Below are 26319 nucleotides of genomic sequence, written 5' to 3' on the forward strand. Positions count from 1 at the left end.
TTGATTTGCTTATTTCAAGTTGAGAGTGGGGTTAAGAGATATAAAAAAGACCATCCGCAGACAGTCCTTTTAACAATATATCTAATTATAATGAATAAGCAAGCCTAGAGCAAAATGCGGCGTGGATCTGCCAGCAAACTCGCGATATAACGGGTAAATACAGCAGCATCGGCGCCATTAATCACCCGATGATCGTAAGACAAAGATAACGGCAACATCAGACGAGGCTCGAAAGATTGCTTACTAGCATTCCAACGCGGCTGCATACTGGCTTCTGAGACGCCTAGTATTCCCACTTGTGGCCAATTTACCAGTGGCGTAAATGCCGTACCGCCTAGATTGCCTTGACTAGAGATGGTAAAGCTTGCGCCTTGCAAGTCCTTGGCCGTTAGCTTCTTATCACGCGCTTTAACCGCAAGCTCACCAATTTCAATGGCAATCTGTTTCAGACCTTTATCTTGAACATTTTTGATAACAGGAACAATCAAGCCGTCATCCGTCGCAACCGCAATGCCCATATTGACGCTTTTACGTAAGATAATTTGGGTATTATCGTCACTCAAATGACTGTTAAAGCGTGGATGCTGCGTTAACGCATAAGCGGTTGCTTTGACAACAAAGGCTAAAATCGTGAAGCCGATACCTTCCGCTTTCATAGCGCCTTTAAGCTCACCACGTAACTTTTCAGTGTCTGTGATGTCTGACAAATCAAACTGCGTTACTTGCGGCAGCAAAGTATTGTAATTGAGCTGCGGTATCGAGACTTTTTGTAGACGGCTTAAATCTTGTACTTCGGTCTCACCCCATATCTCGCTATTACTCATATCGGGTAAGCTTGGCAGGCTTGAGCTTGCCATACTGCCACTAGCAGGCGCCGCTTTTTGTTTGCTCAAGCTGTCTTTTACATGGGCAAATAAATCTTCTTTTAAGATACGGTCGTTAAGCGCTGACCCCTTCACTTTCGTGATATCAACGCCTAATTGACGCGCAAGTTTACGCACGGCAGGACCGGCATAAATATCGACCATTTTTTCGTTGACTTGCGATTCGGTTAGCTTAGCATTTGCAGTGCTAGTATTAGCCGTAGATTTAGCGGCTTGTTTAGGCTCACCAGTCGTTTGCTTGTTGACTTTTTGGTCTAAATCCGCTTTCTTATCTGATTCAGCTGGCTTGGACACTTGCGTCTCAGAAGTATCAGCCTTAGATTCACTAGCATTATTACTGGCGCTATCTGCACCTTCACCAATGATGACGATAAAATCTTGGCCATTGGCGACCATATCACCCGCTTGCACCAATATTTTTTCAACCTTGCCTGTTTCTGGCGCTGGTACTTCAACCGACGCTTTATCAGACTCAATGAGCAAAATTGATTGATCAGCAGTGACTATATCGCCGACACTAACCATAATTTCAGCCACTTGCGCTTCGTCGACCCCTAAGTCTGGTAAGGCGTGCGTCGTTGCTTTTCCTATTTCAGCGCCTGCTTGTTTTGCAGGTTGAGAAGTATTTGCCTCAGCTGCATTAGCATCAGTATCGTTTTGCTTCTCTGCTTGCTGACTATCCTGCGCTGCATTTTGTTTGTCAGTGCTTTCTTTCTCAGCGCTTTGTTTATCATTGCTTTGACTATCATTTTGGCTATCGGCATCTGCTTCGCTTTCAAGCTCAATAAGTACCATACCTTCGCTGACTTGGTCACCAACTGCCACGCTAATTTTAGTCACTTTACCGGCAGCCGAGCTTGGTACTTCTACTGAGGCTTTATCAGATTCTAATAAAATAATATTGTCGTCTTTTGCAATAACGTCGCCAACTTCGACCATAATCTCACTGACTTCGGCGCTATCAACACCCAAATCGGGGGCTTTAATGTCCATCCGTAATTCTCCTTTTATTATATTGCCTTGTCTTTTGGCTATTCTTTGACGTCGTCATCATTGAGTAAGGCGGCATCGGCTGGATCTTCTGCGCGGCCTTCGCTGCTTATTTCGTCATCATCTTCACTGACAAACTCTGGCACAGGGTTCGGATGTACATTGTCAGGGCCTGGGGCATCTGGGAAATGATCATAATGAGGCTGTTGTTGCCATGCAGGTGGTTGATCCGCTTCAATACCAAAGCTTGAAATCGCATCTTTGACCAGACGCATCTCAACTTCACCTTCATCGGCTAAGCGCTTAAGCGTAGCAACCACAATGTGCGCAGCATCGACGTGGAAGAAGCTACGTAATTGCTCACGAGTATCCGAGCGGCCATAACCGTCAGTACCCAAAGTCGTATAAGGACGGTTATCAGGTAACCACGCGCGGATTTGTTCTGGATAATTGCGCATATAATCGCTCGCCGCGACGACGATACCTTCATGCGGGGCAAGCTGTTCAGTCACCCATGGCACCACTTCTTCATCCATCGGATGCAGGCGGTTATAGTCATCACAAGCCATACCATCGCGGGTCAGCTCATTAAAGCTCGTTACGCTCCAAACGTTGGATGAGATATTAAACTCGTCTTGTAAAATTTTCGCCGCTTTTTGCACTTCGCGTAAAATAACGCCTGAACCTAATAGCTGAACTTGACTTGAACCATTGTCTTCTAGCAAGTACATACCGCGCTTGATGCCTTCTTCGACACCTTCTGGCATGGCAGGTTGTTCGTAATTTTCATTCATCAAGGTCAAGTAATAATAAACGCGCTCGCCCTCGCCATACATACGGCGCAGACCATCGTGCATAATCACTGCCAACTCGTAACCAAAACATGGGTCATAAGACACACAGTTCGGCACAACGTTAAATAAAATCTGCGAATGACCATCTTGATGCTGCAAGCCTTCGCCGTTTAGCGTGGTACGACCAGCCGTTGCGCCAAGTAAGAAACCTTGCGCCTGACAATCACCCGCTGCCCATGCCAAATCACCAACGCGCTGGAAGCCAAACATAGAGTAGTAAATATAGAGTGGAATCATCGGCAAAGCATTAACAGAATAACTGGTTGCCAGTGCAATCCATGTACTCATTGCGCCTGCTTCGTTAATCCCTTCTTCTAACATATGACCATCGATGGCTTCTTTATAGCCCATCAAAGCTTCACTATCCTCTGGTGTATATTTTTGTCCAGAAGCCGAGTAAATGCCCAATTGACGGAACATACCTTCTAAACCAAAGGTACGCGCTTCATCAGGAACGATAGGTACAACGCGATCTTGAATGTCTTTATTTTTTAACATCGCCGCTAGTAGACGGACAAACACCATGGTAGTCGATTGCTCTTTGCCATTACTGCCTTTTAGCACCCGATCAAAAATAGACAACTCTGGAATGTTTAATGGAATATGACCACTACGGCGATTGGGCAGATGACCACCTAACGCTTCACGGCGACCTTTTAGATATTTCATCTCCAGCGAATCTTCTTTTGGACGATAAAACGGCAGCGTCTGCAACTCTTCATCGGTAAATGGCAAATCAAAGCGATCGCGGAAATACATCAAGGCTTCATGGTCAAGTTTTTTGATTTGATGCGTCTTATTGACCGCTTGCGCTTGGTTAGACAAGCCATAACCTTTAACCGTTTTTACTAAGACCACGGTCGGTTGGCCTTTGGTTTTCATGGCTTCACTAAAAGCCGCATAAACCTTCATCGGATCATGCCCGCCGCGGTTTAAACGTGAGATATCATGGTCGGACAGCTCGTTTGCCATCTCCTCTAACTCTGGATATTTACCAAAGAACTCTTTACGGGTAAATTCAGGCGTACGCGCTTCATATAGCTGATATTCACCGTCGACCGCTTCTTCCATCCGGTATTTAAGCACGCCAGTCACGTCTTTATCTAGCAAGGTATCCCACTGGCCGCCCCAAATGACTTTAATCACGCGCCAGCCAGCACCGCGGAATACCGACTCAAGCTCTTGAATAATCTTACCGTTACCGCGCACAGGGCCATCAAGGCGCTGCAAGTTACAGTTAATCACCCAAATTAAATTATCCAGTTTCTCGCGACCAGCAAGCGAGATGGCACCTAAGCTCTCTGGCTCATCGGTTTCACCATCGCCCAAAAAGGTCCAAATCTTGCGATCTTCTTTTTCTAACAAGCCGCGGTTTTCCATATAGCGATGCACGTGCGCATGATAAATGGACATAATCGGGCCCAAGCCCATGGAGACGGTTGGGAACTGCCAATAATCTGGCATTAAGTACGGATGCGGATAGCTTGAGAGACCTTTACCGCCTACTTCACGGCGAAAGTTTTCTAGCTGCTCCTCATTTAAGCGACCTTCTAAATAAGAGCGCGCATAAATACCGGGCGCTGAGTGACCTTGATAATAAATCATGTCACCGCCGAAATGGTCGCTCGCCGCACGGAAAAAATGGTTAAAGCCGGTTTCATAAAGGGTCGCACTTGAGGCGAAAGTCGCTAAGTGACCGCCTAAATCGTCATCGTTTTTATTGGCGCGCATGACCATTGCCAACGCATTGTAGCGAATCAAAGCACGAATTTTACGCTCAATTGTCAAGTCACCTGGGTACATTGGCTCATCTTCGACGGCGATGGTGTTGATATAAGCGGTATCGAGACGGTTAAATGGCAGCCCTTCTTGTACCGCCATGTTGTATAGCGCTTTTAATAAAAACTGCGCCCGATCCTTATCGGCATGTTTGATAACGGACTCAAAGGCTTCCAGCCATTCTTGGGTTTCGGTGCTATCAGCATCCTTATAATAGTTCATCTTAATTAATCCTTTTTATCAGTCAGTCCTGCATGATGACAGGGTGTTATTAAATCAGAATGTGGTATGGGTATTAATGAGCAATTGATTGAATTGGTGCCTTACCTATAACGTCCTTGCTGCATATAAGCATGGCATTATTATTCAGGGTTATAACAGAGAATTCTAAATAAATCGTATCACTGTAGAGTAGCATTAGGCGCAAATAAACACCGTTGCAAAATTAAACGGTAGCCACTATGCAATTCTCACTATCAAATGATAATGACACTCTATTATAGGTACTTATTGTGGATTTGTTTATAGCTATGAAGAAATGCCGATATGACAAGTATTTTTGAAATAAATAGTGATTAGTTATTAAATGAATATTTGTTGTTAGATTGGTTAAAGCTATTTATATTTTAGCGGCTGACATAACTAAGATTATTTTGGCTCTATATCAATAACTCTACCATCTATCCTCTATAAGTATACGTTCGTCTTATTCTTATATACTAACCATGTTTTAAACACTACAATTAATATGAAGTATTATTAATTCATTATCGTTAACGGAGCTATCATGATTTTCTTTTCTAAGACATTAGAGATAAGGTTCATAGTGTCTCGTTGGGTTATGTTGGCGTCCGTATTGCTATTACTTCCAGTTTCTAACGTTTTTGCGGCGACTTGTCCATCTAGCTATATCTCTTCAACTGTCAAACCTCAAGAGTATAGCCAATGGCCATTAAACTCCTTGAACTCAACGATTACGGCAACGGGCAGCACTGACCCAGATGATGATGTCGTAATTACTGGTTCAATGACACAGAATGGCGACTCCCAAAGCATCAACGGTGCAGTTAATACCAGCTCTCCTACTGGCGGCGCATTTTTTATTAAACAAAATATGCGAAGCAGAAACGATACCAACACCATCACCTATAAGTTTGACAAGCCTCTCGTTAATCTAAGTATGAGTGTCTATGATATTGATCGAGAATTCAGATTTTTCGATTATAATTGGAAAGACAAACTAAAATTTATAGCTAAAGATAAAGCTGGTCAAACTGTTTCACCAATATTCTCGAACAATGGTGAATATGTGGCCGCTTCAGGAAACACCGTAACTGGAGATAGTCGATTTGGAACGTTTGGTACATGTAGCGATAATGACTTTAGTTCCTCTTGTAAAATCACCGCCTCTTTTGACCAACCTATCACAGAGCTAAGCATTGAATATGGAAATGCTAGCGATGCTATATCAGATCCAGTTGAGCAAAACATTGAAGTGACGTTCGATGATTTCTGTGTGCCATTGCCAACCTATACTATCTCGAAAGATGACGGTTTGACTAGTATTGGCACTAACAATACCACTGACTACGTAATTACCGTGACCAATACTGGTGACGTCCCTTTAAAAAATTTAATACTCAAAGACCCCGCGGTTTCAGGTCTTAGCAAGCAATCTAACATTATTTGTGATAGTACAGACGCTAACAATATTTGTAATGCTAATACTGTACCGACTATAGCCTCATTAGAAAGCTCAACAGGGTTTAACATCTCATCTATACCCGTAGGTAAAAGCTATAGTATTAGTGTACCTACACTCGTTACAGCAGCTTCAGGTTCTACTGTACAAAATATTGCTACAGCCACCCTTAAAACAACAATCGAAACCGCCTCTGATATTAATAAGGTGACTTCTATATTTGACAGTGGCTCAGTCAGCGCACCTGCTAGTTGTCCAAGCGGACATCAAATGTATTATATCGGCGAAAACCCACCAAAATACACCCCTATAAAAACGCAAAAGCTCAGTTGGACGAGCGGAACAAGTAATATTTATACTATTGGTGGAATTAAATTCACACTATCCTTTCCTATTGTGAAAAACATACTTACTGGTTATCCAAAGTATGAAGCTGCAAATGACACAGCAACAAAAAACTCGATTAATATGTTTCATACTAGCCAAAAACTGGATGTAAACCATCAATTGACTGCTACCATAGATAGACCGGTATCAAAATATGGTTTTGTAGTTCAAGATGTCGATTCAAACCAGAGCAGTAAATACATTGAAAGTCTAACAATAACAACTTTGGGCGGCGTTTTTAGTAATTTTAAAAGCTCTAACCATGTGTTGTCTGATGGCGACAAAACCATAACTGGTATACCATGGCAAAATTGTAATACCTCTAGTACCTCTAACCTATGTAACTTCAATATAGATTGGGGTTATAAGCCATCATTGACACCTTTTACCATTACCCATGGCAATACCTTTACTGGTGCTAGTACATCCTCGTCAAGTGGTAATCATTTGGTCGGCTATTCCGACTTCTATTTCTGTCTAGCACCGCCAAAACTCGTGATAAAAAAGATGCTAAATGGTAGTCGGATCAACGATACTGATGCTAAGCGTGACCAGTTCGAGATAAAAGTTACGGGTAATTCAATAGCGACCAACAGTTTCATCACAACTGGTAAAGGTTCTGCTATCAATAAAGGTACTAGTGCGGTATTAGAATTAGAAGAAAATAAAAGCTATACGATTACTGAACGTGTGATGAATGGAACAACAGTAGGCGATATCGCAAATTATGATGCTACCTATATCTGTAGCAATGCTACAACAGGCAGCACCACAGTAATGCCTACTACTGCCATGACTTACGATGCCGCTGCTAAAACTCGCTCATTTACTTTGGCAAATGCCACCTATGGCGATGAGATTACCTGCACTATCACTAACAATCCGGCGAGCTATACTTTTTCGGGTACGGTCTTTAATGATAATGGTGGTATTGCGGCGAGCGAAGCCAACAGGCAAAATATTTCTACTTTATTTACCGATAATAAGCAATACTTTAATGGTCGGTTAGATGCTGGTGAGCTGGGAATATACGAAAATGGACTTCGAGTAAAACTAACAGACTGTGACGGTAGAACGTTAGATAACAAATCTGTTGACGTTTTAAGCTCAGGCAGTGATATAGGTAAATATAGCATCACTGTTTCTGGCAATAAACTAGTTGATGGCACTGGCAACAATCTTACAAAGATTTGTTTGGTAGAAGAAGAGCCTCAAAGTTGGAAATATAGTGTAGATACTACTACTAATACGAGAGAAATCACATTAGTGCCTGGGGTTTACAACTATGCAAATCTTAATTTTGGTGAAGTAGAACCTTATAACACTGCTCTTGTACTGATTAAATTGCAGCATATCCATAATTGCGATGAAAACTTTACCTATCCTACCAATGTCGGCAACGCCGATGATCTCGAAATTGGCTTTGGTGAACAGGCCGCAAATAACGTCATTCCTGGTAAATGTATAGCCTATCGGGTTACTGCTTATAATCGTGGTCATGTTGAGTTAGAGAATATACAAATAAAAGATACGTTACAAACAGAACCTGTTGCGTCTACCTTTCATTTTCCACTTCCCGTAGGAAACCCTGCGTCTATCAACCCCTACAATAATAGCTTGCCTAAAGATACAATTACTTCTAAACCTTTTAACCTATTAGGCGTACAGTCTTCCACTAACGTGCCTCAGGCAACGCTATATTTTAATACTAAATATGGCTCAACCATATCCAACTAATTGCGCCTTTTAGCAATTCATAGTTTTCATCGGTTTTTACTCTACGCTAATAGCGCAGTAGAGTAAAAACCGAACCAATCTTTGTACCTCATATAATAGATTATTCAATCTAATACTTGGTGTAATGAACCAAATTCATGCTAAAAATTATAATTTAATCGACAATAGCCTGCTAATTTATTAAATTTAAAAAATTACTAATGTTGGCAATTGAGATATTAATAAGATTATTCCTATAAAACAATATTTTTACCGTTCAAGTACTAAAAAGTACCATTCATCACTTACATCTTGATACTTTGTTATTTATTTGTAAAAATGCAACAATAGACAAATAAACATCTTATTTATCAATACTATCCGTTAATGACGGATAGTAATGCCCCACCCTCATGCTTATATTAATAGATTAGGTAAGAATTTTAATATAATAAGGAATACTATATGAAGTCATCTAATACTTTACGTAATGCTTTACTGGCTACTGTAGCTTCTGCATTTTTGTTGAGCACAGCTTATGCTGATGATGCTCTGAAAATGGAGCTAACCGCTAACAAAGTCGTTAAAAACGCTGAAGGCAAGATCAGTTATCTACCAGTTCGGACAGCCCCTACTGGTACAGTAATTCAGTACAAAGCAATCTATACCAATACCATTAATGAAAATATCAATGACCTAGCGGTGACCTTACCTATTCCAGCTAACATGACCTTTACTGGTGAGGTATCTCCTACTAGCGCCCAAGCAAGTATCGATGGTAAAAACTACGCTGATATACCGCTTATGCGTAAAGTCGATGGCAAAATGGTCAAAATCCCATTTTCTGAGTACCGTACCTTACGTTGGAATATCAAACTATTACCAGCGAATAAATCTGCAGCTGTAGCGCTTAACACCATCGTTGACTAATAAGAGAATGAATTAGTGTATCAAACCACCTGAGCTATTCCTTTAAATTCCAACTTCTAAACCTTTCCTATTTTGGAGTCTCATATGAGAGCAAAAACTTTTAATCACAGCTTTCTAGCCATCGGTGTCGCTGCTGTATTGGGTCTGAGTACGACTGCTAATGCAGCAGATACCACAACACCCATAACTACAACAGGTGTAGATATCATCAACCAAGCAACCGCTAGTTATAAAGTTGCTGGTCAGCCTCAGCCTGAAGCCAAATCTAATGTTGTAAAAGTAACCGTATCACAACAAGTGTCATTTTCACTAACTGCTGATAATGATGATACAGCACAGGGTGGCGAGTTAAATGATGATAAAAACCAAAAAGTAGCAGTGGCTCCTAATGGTTTTGTTGAATTTAAACATACTTTGACCAATACAGGTAACCTTACCGATACTTACGATATCACGTTAGGAACCACAGATGGTAAATATGACCAAGGCGCGTCTACTATCTCATTTGTTGTATTTGAAGAGGATGGAATAACAGAAGTTCGCAGAGGGGAAGTAAAGTACACAGAGGGCGCTAGCATACCATCCGTTCTAGAAAAGGGGCAGTCTGTTAAATTCACTATCAAGTCCAAAACCTCTGGTAATAAAGGTAATGAAACATTAGCACTTCAATTAACTGCTACGAGTAGGTATTTAGCTGGCGTTACTGGTGCAACTAAAACGCTTACCAACGTCGATACCTCATTCACACGGCTGCCTAGCTTTGGTATCGTTAAAACTATTACCAATGGTTTAGATCTCAATGATCCTACTGATACAGCCACCTATAAAGTGGTGGTGACCAACGATCGTACTGACTTTGGTACTGATGCGACAGATATTACTATCGAAGATTTTCTGCCAGACGGTCTAAAAATGGCAAAAGAACTAACCGCTGATGACATTACTATTAGTAGTGGGGCTACTAAAGGCACTATCACTCCAGGAAGCGCAGGTAGCAAAGGCTTCAAAATTACTGGGGTCAACCTTCCAGTCGGTCAAAATATCACTATTGTCTTTTCTGTCATACAAGATGGGACTGTTAAGATTACTCCTACACTTGCTGAGAGTCTAATCAACCATGTCACTGTCACTGATGACTTGGACAACGACCCTTCAACTGAAAATACGCTTATCGATAGCACGAAAGACGGTTTACCAGAAAACGTCTCTACCTTCTATCCAACTGATGATGTCAACAACCTTAATGGCGAGAAACCAGAAAAACCAGGTGACGATTCCACGGTACCATTACTAACTATCGAGCGTAAGCTAACTCTGACAGGTGCGACAGTTAGAGAAATTGCACCTACCACGGGGCTTACCTCAACCAATACTGCTGGTCAAGTTACTCATCAAACTATCATTACTAATACGGGTAAAGATGTTGAAGGCAGTGAACCAGGCGAGCTAACCTTCACGATAAACGATAACGACGGTACCAATAATCCAGATGCGATCAATATAGTGCCTGGTACTGTGACAGTCACTTATTACCCAAATGGTAACGATACCACAACACCAACAATAACCAATAAAACTATTACCGCAGTTAATGGTGTCTATGATCTCTCTACTGCTTTACCTAGTGGCATAGCCCCTAATGGAACCGTCACCATTAAATATAACGTCTCAGCAAATGAGGCACCACTATTCACACCAGTGAACTCTACCACTCCTACATTTGAAGATACTATTGTTACCTTGATTCCTGGTAAAGAAGGCGCTCCTAAACCCCTTAAAGTAACAGATAAAACCACGGTACGCGGCTTAGTACTGGTTAAAAAACAAGCAATAGCTGAAGATTGTGCTGCCGCTAGCACTGGTATTGTGGGAAATTTTGTGACTACAGATATTGGTGGTAAAAATGATCCTACCAACACTACAGTTTTGCCTGGTCAGTGTATTGTCTACCAAATCGAAGCGAAAAACACCTCTTCTGATACTGCTGGCTCAACAGGTTTAGGTTTTGATATTACTGATGTCATTATCTCAGATGAATTTTCTAAATTCTCAGCCAACGCTAATTATGTAACGGGTTCTGTAACTGCTGTTAATGGTACAGCGGCTGAAACTTCAAATGAAGTTACGACTACTGTTGCTACGTTAACACCGCAAGAAACTGCTAGCATGCAGTTTAAAGTTCAGATTAATACCAAAACAGGTAATTAAAGTCTAGGTCTAGATTATTACTTTCAAGCTCTATCAATCACCTTAATCTCTATAAGTATCTACGGATGCTTATAGTCCTCATCTAGCCTAAATCAACTTAGGCTAGATAGACCCTCCCCTATATTGTTTTATTGGATAAGCGACATATGACAGCTCATTTAATGACATCGTTTAAATACATGCCATTGGGTACCGCCAAGGTCTCTGCGTTGACGCTTGCTATGTTTCTTATGCAATCAAATACCGCGCTTGCCGCGCCAAACCCTTTATTACAGATCATCGAAAACACCGCCAACGCCAGTTATGTTGTCGATAACGGTACTAACTTTAATCTAAGTAGCACTTCTAACCAAGTCAGTGTGCAGTCGTCTGCTTTTCCTCAGTATGGTGTAAGCCTAACTTCACCGCAAAGAAAAACTATCGCACCTGGCGATAGCGTTAGTTGGAAAAATGTACTGAAAAATACCAGTTATAGTGACCAGACTATTGACTTAGCCCTAACTGTGCCTAGCAGCCTATCGAACGTAAAACTCTATCAAGACTTAAATAACAACGGACGCTTCGATGAAGGTATCGATAAAGACATTCAGTTAGATAACCACCTAACCGCACAAATCACTTTAGGTAAAAGTGAGCGCATTGAGCTTACCATTCAGGCGTTATCTGATGCCAACGCTAAAGCCGATGATACTGCTGGTATTAAGCTTGGCGCTGTGGTTGTCGAAGACCCTTCTATTACAGCTTTAGTAACTGATGAGCTTATCATCGTCGAATCGCGGCTCGATTTTATGCTTTATTCATGGGATGGTTACAAAAGCAAATCTCAAATTGGCGAAGATATTTATCTCCAAGCCAGCTGTGCTCAATGTAACGTCCAAGATAGCGTGCGAGATGAAATATGGATCACCATCACTTCTTCTAAAACGGGTGATACGTATTCAGTTAAAGCCATCGAAACTGGTGTGAATACCGGTAAATTTCGTGTAGAGGTGACAACAGAAAATAACGCCAACGCCATTAATGACGATATCATTCAGACGCTAGAAGGTGATAATTTACTCGCTAAGTTAGATGCTTATGTCGATGAAAATGGTGTAAAACAGCAAATTTCAGAAAATATCAGCAGCGCTATCGCCATTATTGATGACAACCCTAGCTTACAGATTACTAAAGAAGGCGATGTCAAAACTGCCTCATTTGGCGATTATGTTAACTATACAATCAATATCCAAAATAATGGCGCCACAACCGCTTATAACGTTGAATTAAAGGACGCTTTACCGCGCGGTTTTGATTATGTGCAAGGCAGTGTAAATATTGATAAAGCGCAAACTACTGAATTTAAAAGCGACGGTAAGTACCAAGTTTTAAGCTTAGGCAATATGAATGCTGGCGAAACAAAAGACATTACTTATCGCGTTCTTATTGGTTCATCGGCATTAGGCGGTGACGGTATCAACCGTGCCACCGCCGTTGCTACTACTGAGCAAGGTCAGAGCCTAGTATCACGGGAATCGCAGTGGAAAATCGAGGTTGAGCGTGGAGTCATGAATACCGACGGCATCATCATCGGTAAGGTTTACCATGATATCAATCGTGACGGCATTCAACAAAAAGAAGATGGCGAGCTTGGCGTTGCAGGCGTGCGCATCTATATGGAAAATGGCAATTTTGTCGTCACCGATCCTGAAGGTAAATATAACTTCTATGGCGTCAGTGCAAAAACTCACGTTCTAAAAGTTGACCGCACCACTATTCCTAACGCCACTGAAATGGTGACCCAAAGCAATCGCAATGCCGGCGATGCAGGCAGCCGTTTTGTTGATTTAAAATATGGCGAACTGCACCGTGCTGACTTTGGCATCGTTGGTGGTTTGGGCGATAGCACTGAGCGCTTAAATGCAGAGCTGGACGCGCGCAGCAAGTCTGTCAGCGCTAAAAATGATGCCCTAGAGCAAGCAGTAAAAACCGAACTGGTGTTAGAACCTGATTATAACCGCGACACTAAAGACAATGTCGATGCCAGCGGCTGTAAATCTAATGACGTTTTAGAGGGCGGTATCCAGCAGTGCGACTCTGTCATCGTCAATGAGATGGTCAAGCCAGCGGCCAGTCGTGTTGATATGGCAATAGCTAAGGTTGCACCGCCTGTAGAAAAAGAGTTAGAAGAATATTTAAAAGACGTTTCTAGCAATGATGTTGCCTTTATTAATCTTAGCGAAGGTCAGCAGCTCAGCACCTATAAGCAAATGGTGCAAGTTCAAGCGCCACTCAGCTCTAACTTTACTCTATATGCTAATGGCAAAGCGGTATCAGCCGAGCAAATCGGAAAAACCGCTGAACAAGAAAAGCAAAAAGTGACGGCTTTTGATTATTATGCCGTCGACTTAAAGCGCGGTGCTAATACTTTACGCGCCGTTGCCACTGACATTAATGGCAAACTCATCTCTGAGCAAACTATCAAAGTATTGACCCCCGATAGCTTACAGGCTATTGAATACCGCACTCAAGACCAGCTCGTTGCCGCGGATGGTATTAGCGAATATCAAGTTGTCATTAGCCTAAAAGACCGTGACGGTCGTCCTTATCTAGGCTCTACTTCACTGACTCTCGATACCAATATTGGTCGCATCAATCTTAGTGATAGCAGTAAAGATCAAGCTGGAACGCAGGTAACTGTTAGTGGTGGTGAGTTACTAATTCCTATTACTGCGCCTAGCGTACCGGGCAAAGGCGAGCTTGTCATCGATACGGGTAGCAGCAAGCAAATCATTCCACTGCAGTTCACGGCGCAATTACGTCCGCTCATCGCTGTCGGTATCGTCGAAGGTGCTATCTCACTTAAAGATTTTGATGGTAACCAGATGACTGATGCTCAAGGCGCTTTTGAAAAAGAGCTTCGTGAAATCGCTGGTAACGATGATTACTCAGCGACAGGTCGCGCTGCGATGTTTTTAAAAGGTAAGGTACGCGGTGACTATCTACTGACGCTTGCTTATGACAGCGATAAAAAAGGCGAACGCCTGTTCCGAGATATCGATCCAGGTGAATACTATCCTGTCTATGGTGATTCGTCAGCCAAAGGTTTTGACGCCCAATCGACCAGCAAACTTTATGTTCGCCTCGATAAAGGTCGCTCATTTGCCATGTATGGCGATTTAAAAACCCAAATCGATAATGACGAAGGTATCAAACTTGGTCAATACAATCGCACCCTAACGGGATTAAAAGCGCAGTTTGAAGATACGAACACTCGCGTCACCGCGTTTGCTGCTGTAACTCGTACCTCACAGCGGGTTAATGAAACTCGTGGTTTAGGTATTTCAGGGCCCTACCCACTTGCTAATGACTTTGATGCGGTATTAGAAAACTCAGAAACCATCGAAGTCATCACCCGTGATGCCAATAATCCTGGCCGTATCGTGCGCCGTGAGACCTTGACGCGCTTTGCTGATTACGAAATCGATCCTATTAGCCGTAGCTTATATTTAAAAGCTCCGATTGCTAGCCAAGATATCGATGTCAACCCTATCTATTTACGTATCACTGTCGAAGTCGATGAAGGCGGCGAGAAATATTGGGTTGGTGGTATCGCAGCCAAACAGCAATTGACCGATAAAGTCGCCATCGGTGGCAGCTATATCAATAGCGATGACCCACTTAATAAAGAAGAACTTGTCAGCGTCAATACGGTCGTAAAATTTAACGATAAGCTAAAACTGGTCGCAGAATATGCTAAAAACAAAGCAGAAAATCCAAACGCTCAGCTAAGTGATCAGATTAATGCCAAAGGGCTAGACGCTAAAGATACGAAAGGTGATGCGCTGCGTATCGAGCTTGACTATGACGATAAGAAAAACACCCGCGCCAAAGCCTATTATAATGATACCGATGAAGGTTTCGTTACCGGCGCTTCGCCGCAAACGGCTGGCCGCAACGAGTCTGGCATCGAAATCACCCACACGTTAAATGACAAAAAAACTGCGCTTAAATTGGAAGGCGTACGTACAGAAGACCATACCGCCGAAGCCAGTCGCCAAGGTGTCCAAGCCAGTATTGAACAGCGTTTAAGTAAAAATATCGTTGGCGAAATCGGCTTACGTTACTATAAGCAAGATGCCACTGCCGCCTCACGCAATACTCAAGCGGCAACCGATGTCGTAGATATTACCAACGATACTGTCTTTAATGATGACATTATTAATCAATCAGCCCTCAATGGCGTAAGCAATGCTGAAAAAGACATCGAAGGTACCACTGCCCGCGCCCGTCTCACCGCGCGATTACCAAAGCTAAATAACTCACTGGTATTTGCCGAATACGAACAAGATATTGAGCATAGTTCGCGAAATGCCACGTCTATTGGCGGCGAAACAGCGCTTGGCAACCTAGGTCGTTTGTACGCTCGCCATGATTTAATCAATAGCTTGTCAGGCAGCTACGGTTTGGACGATTCGGATGAGCGTCAACGTACCGTTATCGGCTTTGATGCCACTTATATGAAAGACGGCAAAGTCTATAGCGAATACCGTATGCGCGATGCCATTAGCGCCCGCGAAGCTGAAGCCGCTATCGGTTTAAAGAATAAATGGTATGTACAGCAAGGCTTAACGCTTAACACTTTGTTTGAGCGCGTTGAATCGTTAGAAGGCGAAAAAGACAGTACCGCGACTGCAGCAGGTGTTGGCGTTGAATACCTTGCTAATGAAAACTATAAAGCCTCGGGGCGCTTGGAGAAACGTTGGGGCGACACCAGTGATACGCTACTTGCTAGCGCAGGCGCCGCTTATCGTTATAGTGATGAGATTACCTTATTAGCCAAAGACATTTACTCGCAAGTCGATTACGATGATGGCCATCGCACCATCAATCGTTTTCAGCTAGGCGCCGCTTACCGCGATTATGATAGCAGTAAGCTCGATATGCTTGCTAAGCTTGAATACCGCTTAGATGATAACGCAACAGGCAACGATCCATATCAAAAAGATACTGTTGTCTGGTCATGGAGTGGTAACTATCATCCAACGCGTCCATTGACACTATCAGGTCATTATGCCGGTAAATATACGGAATATGACGCTCAAGGTATTGTTAGCGATAATACTGCACACGCTGTGTATGCACGCGGATTGTATGATATCAGCGAGCGCTGGGATGTTGGTTTGCAAGCAGGTACGTATTGGAATAAGCAGGCGGATGACTTATCTTACTTGGTTGGTGCCGAAGTTGGCTATAGCCCGATGACCAACCTTTGGTTATCGCTTGGCTATAACTTCATGGGCTTTGAAGATGAAGATATTGCCTATGACGATACGACGATAGAAGGCGCTTACTTTAGATTACGCTTCAAATTTGATGAAGATCTATTCAAACGCGAAGATTCACGTAAAAATAAGCCGCTCAGCGCAAATTCTACGTTATAATTCCTCCCAGTTGTCATTTATTCTCATTGTCGTAAGCCCTGCTTACGGCAATTTTGTATTAACGGGGCGATATTTTTTATCCTATGATAACCAACCCATTTAAATACAAACCTCTAATACTTATTACCTTACTATAAGGTTGTTCTTATGCCTCGCACTAGCATTCAAGCCACTGGCTATAAAAAACCTTTATATACTGTCTTATCAGCTGCGTTACTATTGTCAGCGGTTTCTTGTGTATCAACTACAAGTCTTACGCCAAAAGAGAATACATTAAAGACAGCAGATTACTGTCGCAGCAGCAACGATACTAAAACTCTAGCACCTTCTAAATCACAAAGCGTACAGCAGCGTGCTATGGATTGCATGCTGAACGAATTACAAATTTATCAACAAAAAAACATGAGCGCGCGGCAACAATACTTTGCTTACAAAGCCCAAGCTTGGCTAAACTATGCAAATCATAAAGACAGTATGAATAGTCGCTCAGACATTGGTGTGGAAGCTGCCCAAACGGCAGAAAATATCTTGCAAGCGTTAAAAAATGATAAGGTTGAAGAGCTTGCACTTATTGATGACATTCCGTCTACTTCTGCACTCATGCGACCTGATTTATGGGCAACTCTAAGTGCACTTAAAGATAGTGGCGGTATCAATAGTGCGGCAAGCGAAATCGCCCTTAGCGAAGTCTCATTAATATGGGCAGCTACCGACCAGTGTGAGCGTGGCGCGAAATCATCAAACAGTCACTTTCGGATGGCAGACCGCTGGCTTGAGCAAGCGCGCGAGGCATTTGTAAATACTCATGATTCAAAAGCGAATGTCGCTTTAGAAGCGCTTATCGTGCGCTATTATGAAGAATACGCTCCTTTAGATTCAAGCGATGACGGTTGTAACGGTCAAGCGCTACCGATAATGAATAAAAATTAAATGTCCTCTTAAAACACTAAACGATTAATACAATCTCATAAAATTGCACAAAAAAAGCCGACATCATGTCGGCTTTTTTATATTCGTCATTTGGCTCAAAACTCTTGTCTAACTCAATAAAAATTAACGGTTTTTACGCGGTAATTTTTCTGGCAGATAGCAACGCAGATAAGCGATAGACGCCGTATTGGCTTCTTGCAAATACTTCTCAGTAATGCTTTGATGACGGCGATAAGAAACCGTAAAGATGGCATTGATGATGCTGAAGGTAATCAATAATACATCTTGAATATCTTCGAATTTTGGCATCTCATAACGCTCTGATAAGCGCTTATAGACCAATTGCACCACTTGATTGTCCATATGCTCACCATAGCTATCCCCTTCAAAATCAGGCGTATTGGTGTCATAAATCAATTTGGCTTTGGTTTGATCTTCATCAAATATTTGTACACAGCGCTCAATCAACGCGGTCAAGTACGCTTGCCATCTGTCATAATCAACCGTTTCAACCGTTGTCAGCACTTCTAAAATATCGATGGCATTTAAAAAACGCAGTGCTAAAAATATCGCTTCGATATTAGGGAAGAAATGATAAGCAGAAGCTCTTGGAATACCCGCTTCTTCGCAGACAGCTGCCAAAGTGATGTCGTTAATTGCTTGAGTTTCACTCAATTTTTTCGCGCCCATCAATAGTTTTTGACGGCGTGCGCGGCCTTGTTGACTGGTAAATTTGAATTTATTTGGCACCAGCTTCTTTGCCAGCTCAGAATCTACCAGTACATCTTCAATCTTATCTTCTTTATTTTCAATCATCATAAATCTCTTAAGGTTACGCCCTAACTTTATATAGTCTTCATCAGATAGTATTTGTCCTAAATCGAAGGACTATTTTCTATCAACCGGTAATTTGGGCCAATAGCACCGCTACTATACTAAAATGAAGCAGCATGATAAACGCTTGTAAACTATCAAGCAAGGGACATGAATAGGTTAAAAAATAACTCACTAATTACTAAGTAAACAGGGTTAATTGTGAAGTTTAATTTTCGCTCTTATAATACCATGATCGATGACTCTATCGGCATAATCCCACTTTAAATGGTCATTAAAATAGTCAACTCGTTCAACCTGACCAAGCGAAAACTTACTATCAGGTAAAAACTCTTCTGAAACAAACAGCTGGTCAATTACTTCAGGCATACCTTGATAAATATGCGTATAAGCAACATCTTTCATCCAGCCATAACGTGCTTGAATACGGGCGGCGTCAAATAACGCGACATCGCGCATACTTTTATCATAATTGACTTCGCCTGTCTCGCTCATCAGTTGGGTGGTCACGCTACCGGTGACATCGTTCATATCACCTAATAAAATCAGTGGCTCACGCGTATGATGCAGGCGCTCAATAATATACATACGGATAGAGGCAGCTTCTGCGGCGCGCATACACAAACTACGCAGCTTGGCACGAACGCGAATATTTGGATCGTCCATATCCTCTAGTAACTGACCATTTTCATCGCGTAGGAAAAAAGCACGTTTGCTTTTTAAATGCGCGGTGACAATCGTAATCGGTTGTCCAAAGGCATTGACTCGTAATACAAGCGGCGGACGATTAAAGCGCTGATAAAGACCGATATCAGGAATATCAATGACCGCTTTTGGCTCTACCTGTTCTAACAAAGTGCTTTCTAACTGCTCAAAACGCGTAATAATTCCGACAGCTGGCGTCTGTTGCGCGCCTTTGCCTTGGGTATAAGGACTGGCCTTATCATTACTTGCCAGCGGAATAACCACATGCTCAGGTTTGAATCCTAACCCTACTGCCAGTGCTTCAAGCGCCTGACTGTCCCATACTTCTTGTACGGCTATGATATCAGCATGCGCCTTTGCCAGTAAGTCGGTAATGCCGTGCAGCTTATGCTGGTATTCGTTATCGCTATAAGCCGGCGCGTTTTCATAATAAATTCGATTAGGGTTAGCAAAATTAAGTAAATTGGCCGTTGCTATATAAAATTGCTTAGGGCTATTGTCTTCAGCGTTATTAACCATGAATTACCTATTATTATTATTTTTGATAATTGTCTTTTTTACGAGTAACTGTTTTTGATGATTGTCTTTGTTTAATAATGACTATTTTCTAGAATAACCTTTTACTACCATATATTCGTATATAACAATATACATTAAAAAAGCCTCCAAAGACATCTTTGGAAGCTTTAAAATAACATAAAACTGACTATATTTATGAGTTAGCAGAGCCAGTTCTACAATCAAACTAACTCTAGTAATGAAGGAGTAAGTTTTCTTATCCTTTGCTTACTTATGTTAAACAGCTCATTAGTTTAACTTAACATGTATATTTAGCAAAAAGCAGTTCAACAAAACGTAACTTATCCTTCATTTTTTAAACTAACCTGACTTATAGCAAGTATCTATGAACTCATCGCTTTATTACGATACACGATTCCATGCGTCACGTGAGGCACGGCGTGCTTCATTCCACTCTAGGCGCGACTCACCTTTCACTTCATGCCATGAGCGCTCTAAGTCTGATTCATGGTCTTCAAAACGAGCACCAGCTGGATAACGAGCACGGTTTGCATAACCTACTGCATACGCTGGGTGTAAATCGCGGTCAAAGTCATGACCTTCACGGTAATAATCAGCATTAGCATGTTCTGCACGCCAGTAAGCTTCTTCACGAGTAGGATCAATCGCTTCTGCTGCTGCGTGACCTGCGCCGCCACCAACGATAGCACCAATAGCTCCGCCAATTAAAGTACCTAATGGGCCTGCCATTGTACCAATTGCCGCGCCTGCTGCTGCACCGCCAACACCACCAATACCAGTACCGATTGGATGTGAACCTGGTTCACCTGTGATTGGATCGGCGTTTAAATCTTCTTTACTTTCCTTCGTCATGTGCTTAACGGCAGTACGGTCGATGGCATCATGGTCATTGATGATATTGTCATTTTCATGACCGACAACTCTATTGCCATTAATATCGCGGTCAGTGCCTGCTAAGCGGCGATCGTTATCATCGATAATACGATCTCTGTCGCCCACTTCAACATAATCATCATTCACTACGCGGTTATTAGGGTCGGTAATACGTCCATCGTTATTCATAATATTATCCTTAAATTATTTGTTATATATTAGATTTATTGTTCACTCATTTATAAAGCGTTAAATTTAACAAACTAAGCAATATTAGAATTAACCAATAAAAATAATTGTTAAGAATTAACTTTTATAAATCAGCAGTGTTGCTTGATTCATCTAAAGTATAGGAACTTATGGATAACGACCGATACACAGATTATGTAAACTATGTCCAAGTTACGATTGCCTTGCGTTACAGCCTGTATCTTTATCACTATTTTGTAGGGCAGCAGAGTATTTTGAGTAATTTATAAGCGTCTATTCACTAAAACTTTAATTTTCATTTAAACATTTATAAGACTTTTAACGCTCTATCAATCGCTTGTTGCCACTTATCAAGATGCTGTTCACGCCTATCCGCAGACATCTCAGGCTCAAAGATGCGGTCAATCTGCCACGAGGCTTGTATCGTAGTCTCATCGTATAGTCCGGTTTTTAATCCGGCTAATAATGCTGCGCCTTTAGCGGTAATCTCTGTGTCTTTAGGGCGTAGCACTGGTACGCCTAATAAGTCGGCTTGAAACTGCATGAGCAAGTCGTTATTCGCCGCACCGCCATCCACTCTTAATTCAGTCAAAGGATGCGGGCTGTCCTTTTGCATGGCAATCAGCACATCGTAAGTTTGATAGGCAATGGCCTCGAGAGCCGCGCGCGCAATATGGGCTTTGGTTGTGCCGCGGCTCATACCAGTAATACTGGCATTGATATCTGAGCGCCAATAAGGCGCCGCAAGCCCTGTAAATGCTGGCAGTAATACCACCTCCTCACTACTATCTACCTGCCGCGCTAAATGCTCAACCTCACTGCTTTGTTGAATCATGCCAAGATTGTCACGCAACCACTGCACGATAGCGCCCGCCATAAACACACTACCCTCTAAGGCATAAGTGACTTCTCTTTTGGGCGGCTGTAGCAAGCGTCTGCCAGACTGCACAATTTGATCAAAGGATAGATTGTCTGGGCGGGTTGGCGTTGATTTGCGTTGCCAAGCAATGGTCGTCAGTAACTTATGCTCGCTCAGTTTTGGCTCTTTACCAATATTCATCAGCATAAAACAGCCGGTGCCATAGGTATTTTTTGCCATGCCTGCATTGAGGCAACCTTGCCCAAACAGCGCCGCTTGCTGGTCACCTAATACCGCCTGAATGGGAATTTGTTTAGCGAACAGTCCTTTTTTGGTTTTACCAAAATCGCCATCAGACGGTAGTACCTTGGGCAATATGTTCATCGGTATCCCAAAGCAGGTACATAGCTCCTCCGACCATACCAGTTTATGGACATCATATAATAAGGTACGACAAGCATTGGTGACGTCAATGACATGCTCGCCACCGGTCAATTTATAAATAAGCCAGCTGTCTATAGTACCGACCGCGATTTCGCCTTTATTAGCGCGCACCCTTAATTTGGGATCGTTTTCTAACAACCATGCAATTTTACTGGCGCTAAAATATGGATCCAAACGCAAGCCTGTAAGACGTTGAATCTCACTGGCCATATCATCATGGCTGTTATCCGTCTTAGCGCTTGGGCTTTTCGCAGCAAGCGTTTTACAATAGCTGGCAGTACGGCGGTCTTGCCAAATAATGGCCGGCGCTAAAGGTTTGCCCGTTTGCTTATCCCACATCACGATAGACTCACGCTGATTGGTAATTGCAATACTGGTGACATCGGTGGCTAGCAGCCCTGCTTGATTAATCACATCATGAGCACAGCTAATCTGCGTTTGCCAGATCTGCTGCGCGTCTTGCTCAACAAAACTTGCCTGCGGAGTTTTTAAAGTCGTCGGCTGCTGGGCCATTTTAATCGGGCGGGCATGGTCGTCATACAATATTGCGCGGCTCGACGTCGTACCTTGATCTAGCGCTAAAATATATCCTGCCATTACTCGCATCCTATTTTATATAATGTTATTTTTTATCGGCTAATTTTTATCTGGTTTTATCACTGATTTATAAACCAACTCATAAATAATGCTATTATCTGTCTTGAAGCTAGACACTTAACATAAAACTGGTGTCCATTCAACGCAAAATAAGCGAATAGTGAGCATTGACCCGTCACCATTGTGCCACTACAGTGTACGCTTTGTTATGAATAACCAATTTTTGCTTTCTATTAATGGTCTATAATATTGCCCTGTTTGACTACCTACTAGAAATTTTGCGCTTTAAACACTTTGCATTCTAATTAATGGCTTATGTGACTTATGAAATTTGCTTTATCGACTCTGTCTACTGCTGTGATGACGGTTACGTTCATGGGCTTAGCCGCGTCTCACTCCGCAAACGCCAATGATGATATTAACACGCCCCAAAATGAAGTAGCGCCCGTTGTCGTGACGCAAATTGTTGACGCGGATACGCCAAGCAGCCTGCAAGACAGTAGTGGTATTAAAAACAGTGTTCAAGAAAACGGCACTCAAATAACTCACACTCAAACTGATAAAAACCTTGCGCAAAAAAGCATCATAAAAAATAAAGCCGCGCCGATAGAAACACAGCCAGTTAAAGCTGAGTCAAATGGTCATTTAACCACCCTTATCGATCCTATTACCCATAAAAGCATTGAAAATAGCTATCCTTTAGAAGTATCGAGTCTGCTTAGTCTTGAGCAAGCGCAAAATATTTTATTGCAAGTTTCACCAAAAATCGCCGCCAATCAAGCCGCGATTGCTGCCAGTGAATATGAAACCGATGCCTTAAAAACCATCGACCACCCGTTAGTATTTGCGCGCGCCTCCGCCACTGCTTATAACTTGGACGCCGATGTTGATTTATCGTCAATTAAAAACGGTATTATCAACGATGTGAATAGTAGTATTGATGGTATCGACCCGCCGATAGACATAGAAAATTTGCCAGACTTTGGTGAATTGGTCGGTGACCGTATCCCAGATACTTACGATTTGAAACGTTCGGGTTCAACGACGGGCGCAGGCCTTGGCGTGGTATGGCCCATTTATACCGCTGGACGTACAGCAGCATTAACAGGCGCTTCCACTGCTCGCACCCAAGAAGCCGTCGCCGATAGTATTTTGGATAAAAATGAGCTGTACAACACCTTAATTGAGCGTTATTTTAAGGCACAGTTGGCGATTATTGCCGCTTATTTACGTGACGATGCTTATGATACGGTGCAGCAAGTTGACCATATGGCGCAGCGGCTTTTTGAAGAAGGGTTTATCTCCCGTGTCGATCGCTTAGAAGCCCAGTCGGCGCTCGCCGATGCAAAAAGCGAATCGGTCAATGCTAATAATGATGCGCGTCTGGCAATGATGGCGCTGCAGCGGCTTTTACGTACCGATTATCGTATCAAACCCAGCACGCCTTTATTTGTCTCAAGCCGTCCTCTGCCTGATGTAAATTACTTTCAAGACTTAGCACTGAATAATCATCCAGGTTTGCAAAAAGTTGCCGCCAAACGAGCGCAAGCGCAGCAGTTACATGCGCTATCTGATACGGGTTACAAACCTACGGTCATGCTTTATGGCTATAGCCAAGTAGAAAAAGACCCCAGTTGGGTCGCTGGTATCTCAGCCAGCTGGAAGCTTTGGGGCGGGTTAGATAAAAAGGCGTCTTTAGCTTCTAGTAATGCCAAAATACGCCAAGCAGATTTGTCAGAGATAGAAGTCAGTGACAACCTGTTATTGCTCGTCGAAAAAAACTGGCATGATGTCAATAACGCCCAATCGCGCTATCAAGCCTTGCAAAGCAATGTAGATTTGGCAGCAGAGGTATTGCGCTTACGTCAACTTGGGCTACAAGAAGGCCTGAATACGCCCATCGATGTGGTACAAGCTCAGACACAATACCTCAAAGCGCGCACCGAACAAGCGCAAGCAGCAAATACTTATGTCCAGTCGCTTGCCGCCTTGATGCAAAGCTGCGGTACGCCGCTTGCTTTTAATGCTTACTTGAACGCCGCTGATATACGTCTACCAACCCTATATGACAAGTAGCTTATTTAGTAAACCGTATTCAACAATCATATGAATTGCTAAGATTAAATAACGCTAACACTATTCTGCTTATTATCGACTTTATCGCTTTAGGAATCTCACTGTCATGACTGAATCTAATAACGAATCAGGCGACTCACGCAAACTACCTGCTACAGACCAAGCTACTGAAACAAACCGCAGTCATCATGAGCAAACGCCTGCTGATGCGATTAATGGTACTAAACCGACTGAATCCGGCTTTGATAGTGTTGATAGCCTCGATAGCACTAATAGAATCGACAGCACTGATATTGACCAAGAACAAGCGGTGCCGCCTTATAAACGCGAGCCAGTAAAATCAGATAAATCTGCTGGGATTAAAAAGGCGATTTTGGTACTTCTTGTGCTGCTTATATTAGGGTCAATTGCTTATGGTTTGTATAAAAGCAATCAACACAATGAGCCTGAAGTCATCACCTTACAAGGTCAAATGCAAATGCAGCAAACGTCTATTGCTGCAAAAGTACCGGGGCGTATTGCACAAATCATGGTCACAGAAGGTGATGCGGTAACGGTCGGTCAGCAGCTTATTGAAATGGACTCACCTGAGATTAACGCTAAAATCAATCAGGCGCGTGCTGGCAAGCAAATGGCGCAAAGCCAGCTTGATAAAGCAGAAAACGGTGCCCGCCCACAAGAAATTGCCCAAGCAAAAGCGGCTTGGCAAGCCAATAAAGCGGCGTCTGATTTGGCAGAAAATACTTATCAGCGCGTCAACCGTCTTTATGAAGAAGGTCTGATGGCACGGCAAAAGCGCGATGAAGCTTATGCGCAATATCTAGCGACTCAAGATAAGACAGAAGCGGCGCGCTTGCAATATGATTTGGCAAAAGAAGGCGCTCGCAGCGAAGACAAGTCTGCCGCGACAGCGCAGGTTGCCCAAGTCGATGCGCAACTAGAAGAAGCACTGGTCGCTAAAGAAGAAGCCAATCTAAAAAGTCCGATTGCCGGTATCGTGGATAATGTCATCGTCAACGCGGGCGAAGTCATTGGGCAAGGCGTGCCTATCCTAACTTTGGTTAATACCGACGATCAATGGGTGGTACTCAACGTCACTGAAACCTACTTAAACCAGTTTGCCATAGGGCAGCGTTTTATGGGTACGATTCCTGCTTTATCCTCGCCTGAAAAGCCTTATACCAAGCAGTTTACCGTTTATGCAACCTCAACCTTGTCTGACTTTGCTACATGGCGTCCGACCAACAACAACGATGGCTTTGATGTGCGCACCTTTGAAGTTAAAGCGCGACCATCAGCTCCTGATAGACGTATCCGCTCGGGAATGAGCGTGGTCGTCAATATCAATCCAGCCCTTGCCAATCAGCCCAAAGAGTAA

At 42.8% G+C, this 26319-nt stretch carries 13 protein-coding genes; 7 read left to right on the top strand and 6 right to left on the bottom strand.

Annotated elements, in window-relative coordinates; translation table 11 throughout:
* Positions 1-104: 104 nt before the first annotated feature.
* Positions 105-1877 (bottom strand): 2-oxo acid dehydrogenase subunit E2, encoded by a 1773-nt coding sequence (locus IQ457_RS12370; protein WP_200663636.1) that lies wholly within the window; start codon positions 1875-1877, stop codon positions 105-107.
* 38 nt (positions 1878-1915) lie between these two features.
* Positions 1916-4729: a pyruvate dehydrogenase (acetyl-transferring), homodimeric type gene (gene aceE / locus IQ457_RS12375; RefSeq protein ID WP_200663638.1), complete on the bottom strand. Its 2814-nt coding sequence runs from the start codon at positions 4727-4729 to the stop codon at positions 1916-1918.
* Positions 4730-5333: 604 nt separating this feature from the next.
* On the opposite strand from aceE, the gene IQ457_RS12380 reads away from it, so the two are divergent.
* The 5 genes from IQ457_RS12380 (at position 5334) to IQ457_RS12400 (ending at position 17803) form a co-directional block, all read left to right on the top strand.
* Positions 5334-8333 carry a DUF11 domain-containing protein gene (locus IQ457_RS12380; RefSeq protein ID WP_200663640.1) on the top strand — a complete coding sequence of 1000 codons (3000 nt, stop codon included), beginning with the start codon at positions 5334-5336 and terminating at the stop codon, positions 8331-8333.
* Positions 8334-8777: 444 nt separating this feature from the next.
* Positions 8778-9242 (top strand): hypothetical protein, encoded by a 465-nt coding sequence (locus IQ457_RS12385; protein WP_200663642.1) that lies wholly within the window; start codon positions 8778-8780, stop codon positions 9240-9242.
* A gap of 84 nt (positions 9243-9326) precedes the next feature.
* Positions 9327-11450: a hypothetical protein gene (locus IQ457_RS12390; RefSeq protein ID WP_200663645.1), complete on the top strand. Its 2124-nt coding sequence runs from the start codon at positions 9327-9329 to the stop codon at positions 11448-11450.
* A gap of 146 nt (positions 11451-11596) precedes the next feature.
* Positions 11597-16873: an SdrD B-like domain-containing protein gene (locus tag IQ457_RS12395; RefSeq protein ID WP_200663647.1), complete on the top strand. Its 5277-nt coding sequence runs from the start codon at positions 11597-11599 to the stop codon at positions 16871-16873.
* A gap of 147 nt (positions 16874-17020) precedes the next feature.
* On the top strand, positions 17021-17803 hold the full coding sequence (locus IQ457_RS12400; protein WP_200663649.1) for a hypothetical protein: 783 nt from the start codon (positions 17021-17023) through the stop codon (positions 17801-17803).
* Positions 17804-17926: 123 nt separating this feature from the next.
* On the opposite strand, the gene IQ457_RS12405 is transcribed toward IQ457_RS12400, so the two are convergent.
* The 4 genes from IQ457_RS12405 to glpK form a co-directional block, all read right to left on the bottom strand.
* Entirely contained in the window at positions 17927-18619 is a 693-nt protein-coding gene (locus IQ457_RS12405; RefSeq protein ID WP_200663669.1) for a TetR/AcrR family transcriptional regulator, read from the bottom strand.
* A 213-nt stretch (positions 18620-18832) separates the two neighbouring features.
* Positions 18833-19861 (bottom strand): endonuclease/exonuclease/phosphatase family protein, encoded by a 1029-nt coding sequence (locus IQ457_RS12410; RefSeq protein ID WP_200663651.1) that lies wholly within the window; start codon positions 19859-19861, stop codon positions 18833-18835.
* A gap of 402 nt (positions 19862-20263) precedes the next feature.
* Complete coding sequence (locus IQ457_RS12415) at positions 20264-20734, bottom strand: hypothetical protein (RefSeq protein ID WP_200663671.1); 471 nt, start codon at positions 20732-20734, stop codon at positions 20264-20266.
* Between the two features lie 538 nt (positions 20735-21272).
* Complete coding sequence (gene glpK / locus IQ457_RS12420) at positions 21273-22865, bottom strand: glycerol kinase GlpK (protein WP_068404840.1); 1593 nt, start codon at positions 22863-22865, stop codon at positions 21273-21275.
* Between the two features lie 375 nt (positions 22866-23240).
* On the opposite strand from glpK, the gene IQ457_RS12425 reads away from it, so the two are divergent.
* Entirely contained in the window at positions 23241-24941 is a 1701-nt protein-coding gene (locus IQ457_RS12425; RefSeq protein ID WP_242465442.1) for a TolC family protein, read from the top strand.
* Positions 24942-25047: 106 nt separating this feature from the next.
* The gene (locus IQ457_RS12430) at positions 25048-26319 is read left to right on the top strand and encodes an HlyD family secretion protein (protein ID WP_200663655.1); all 1272 of its coding nucleotides are present in this window, start codon (positions 25048-25050) and stop codon (positions 26317-26319) included.

The sequence above is a fragment of the Psychrobacter sp. M9-54-1 genome, from assembly GCF_016613355.1.
GTDB classification, from domain to species: domain Bacteria; phylum Pseudomonadota; class Gammaproteobacteria; order Pseudomonadales; family Moraxellaceae; genus Psychrobacter; species Psychrobacter faecalis.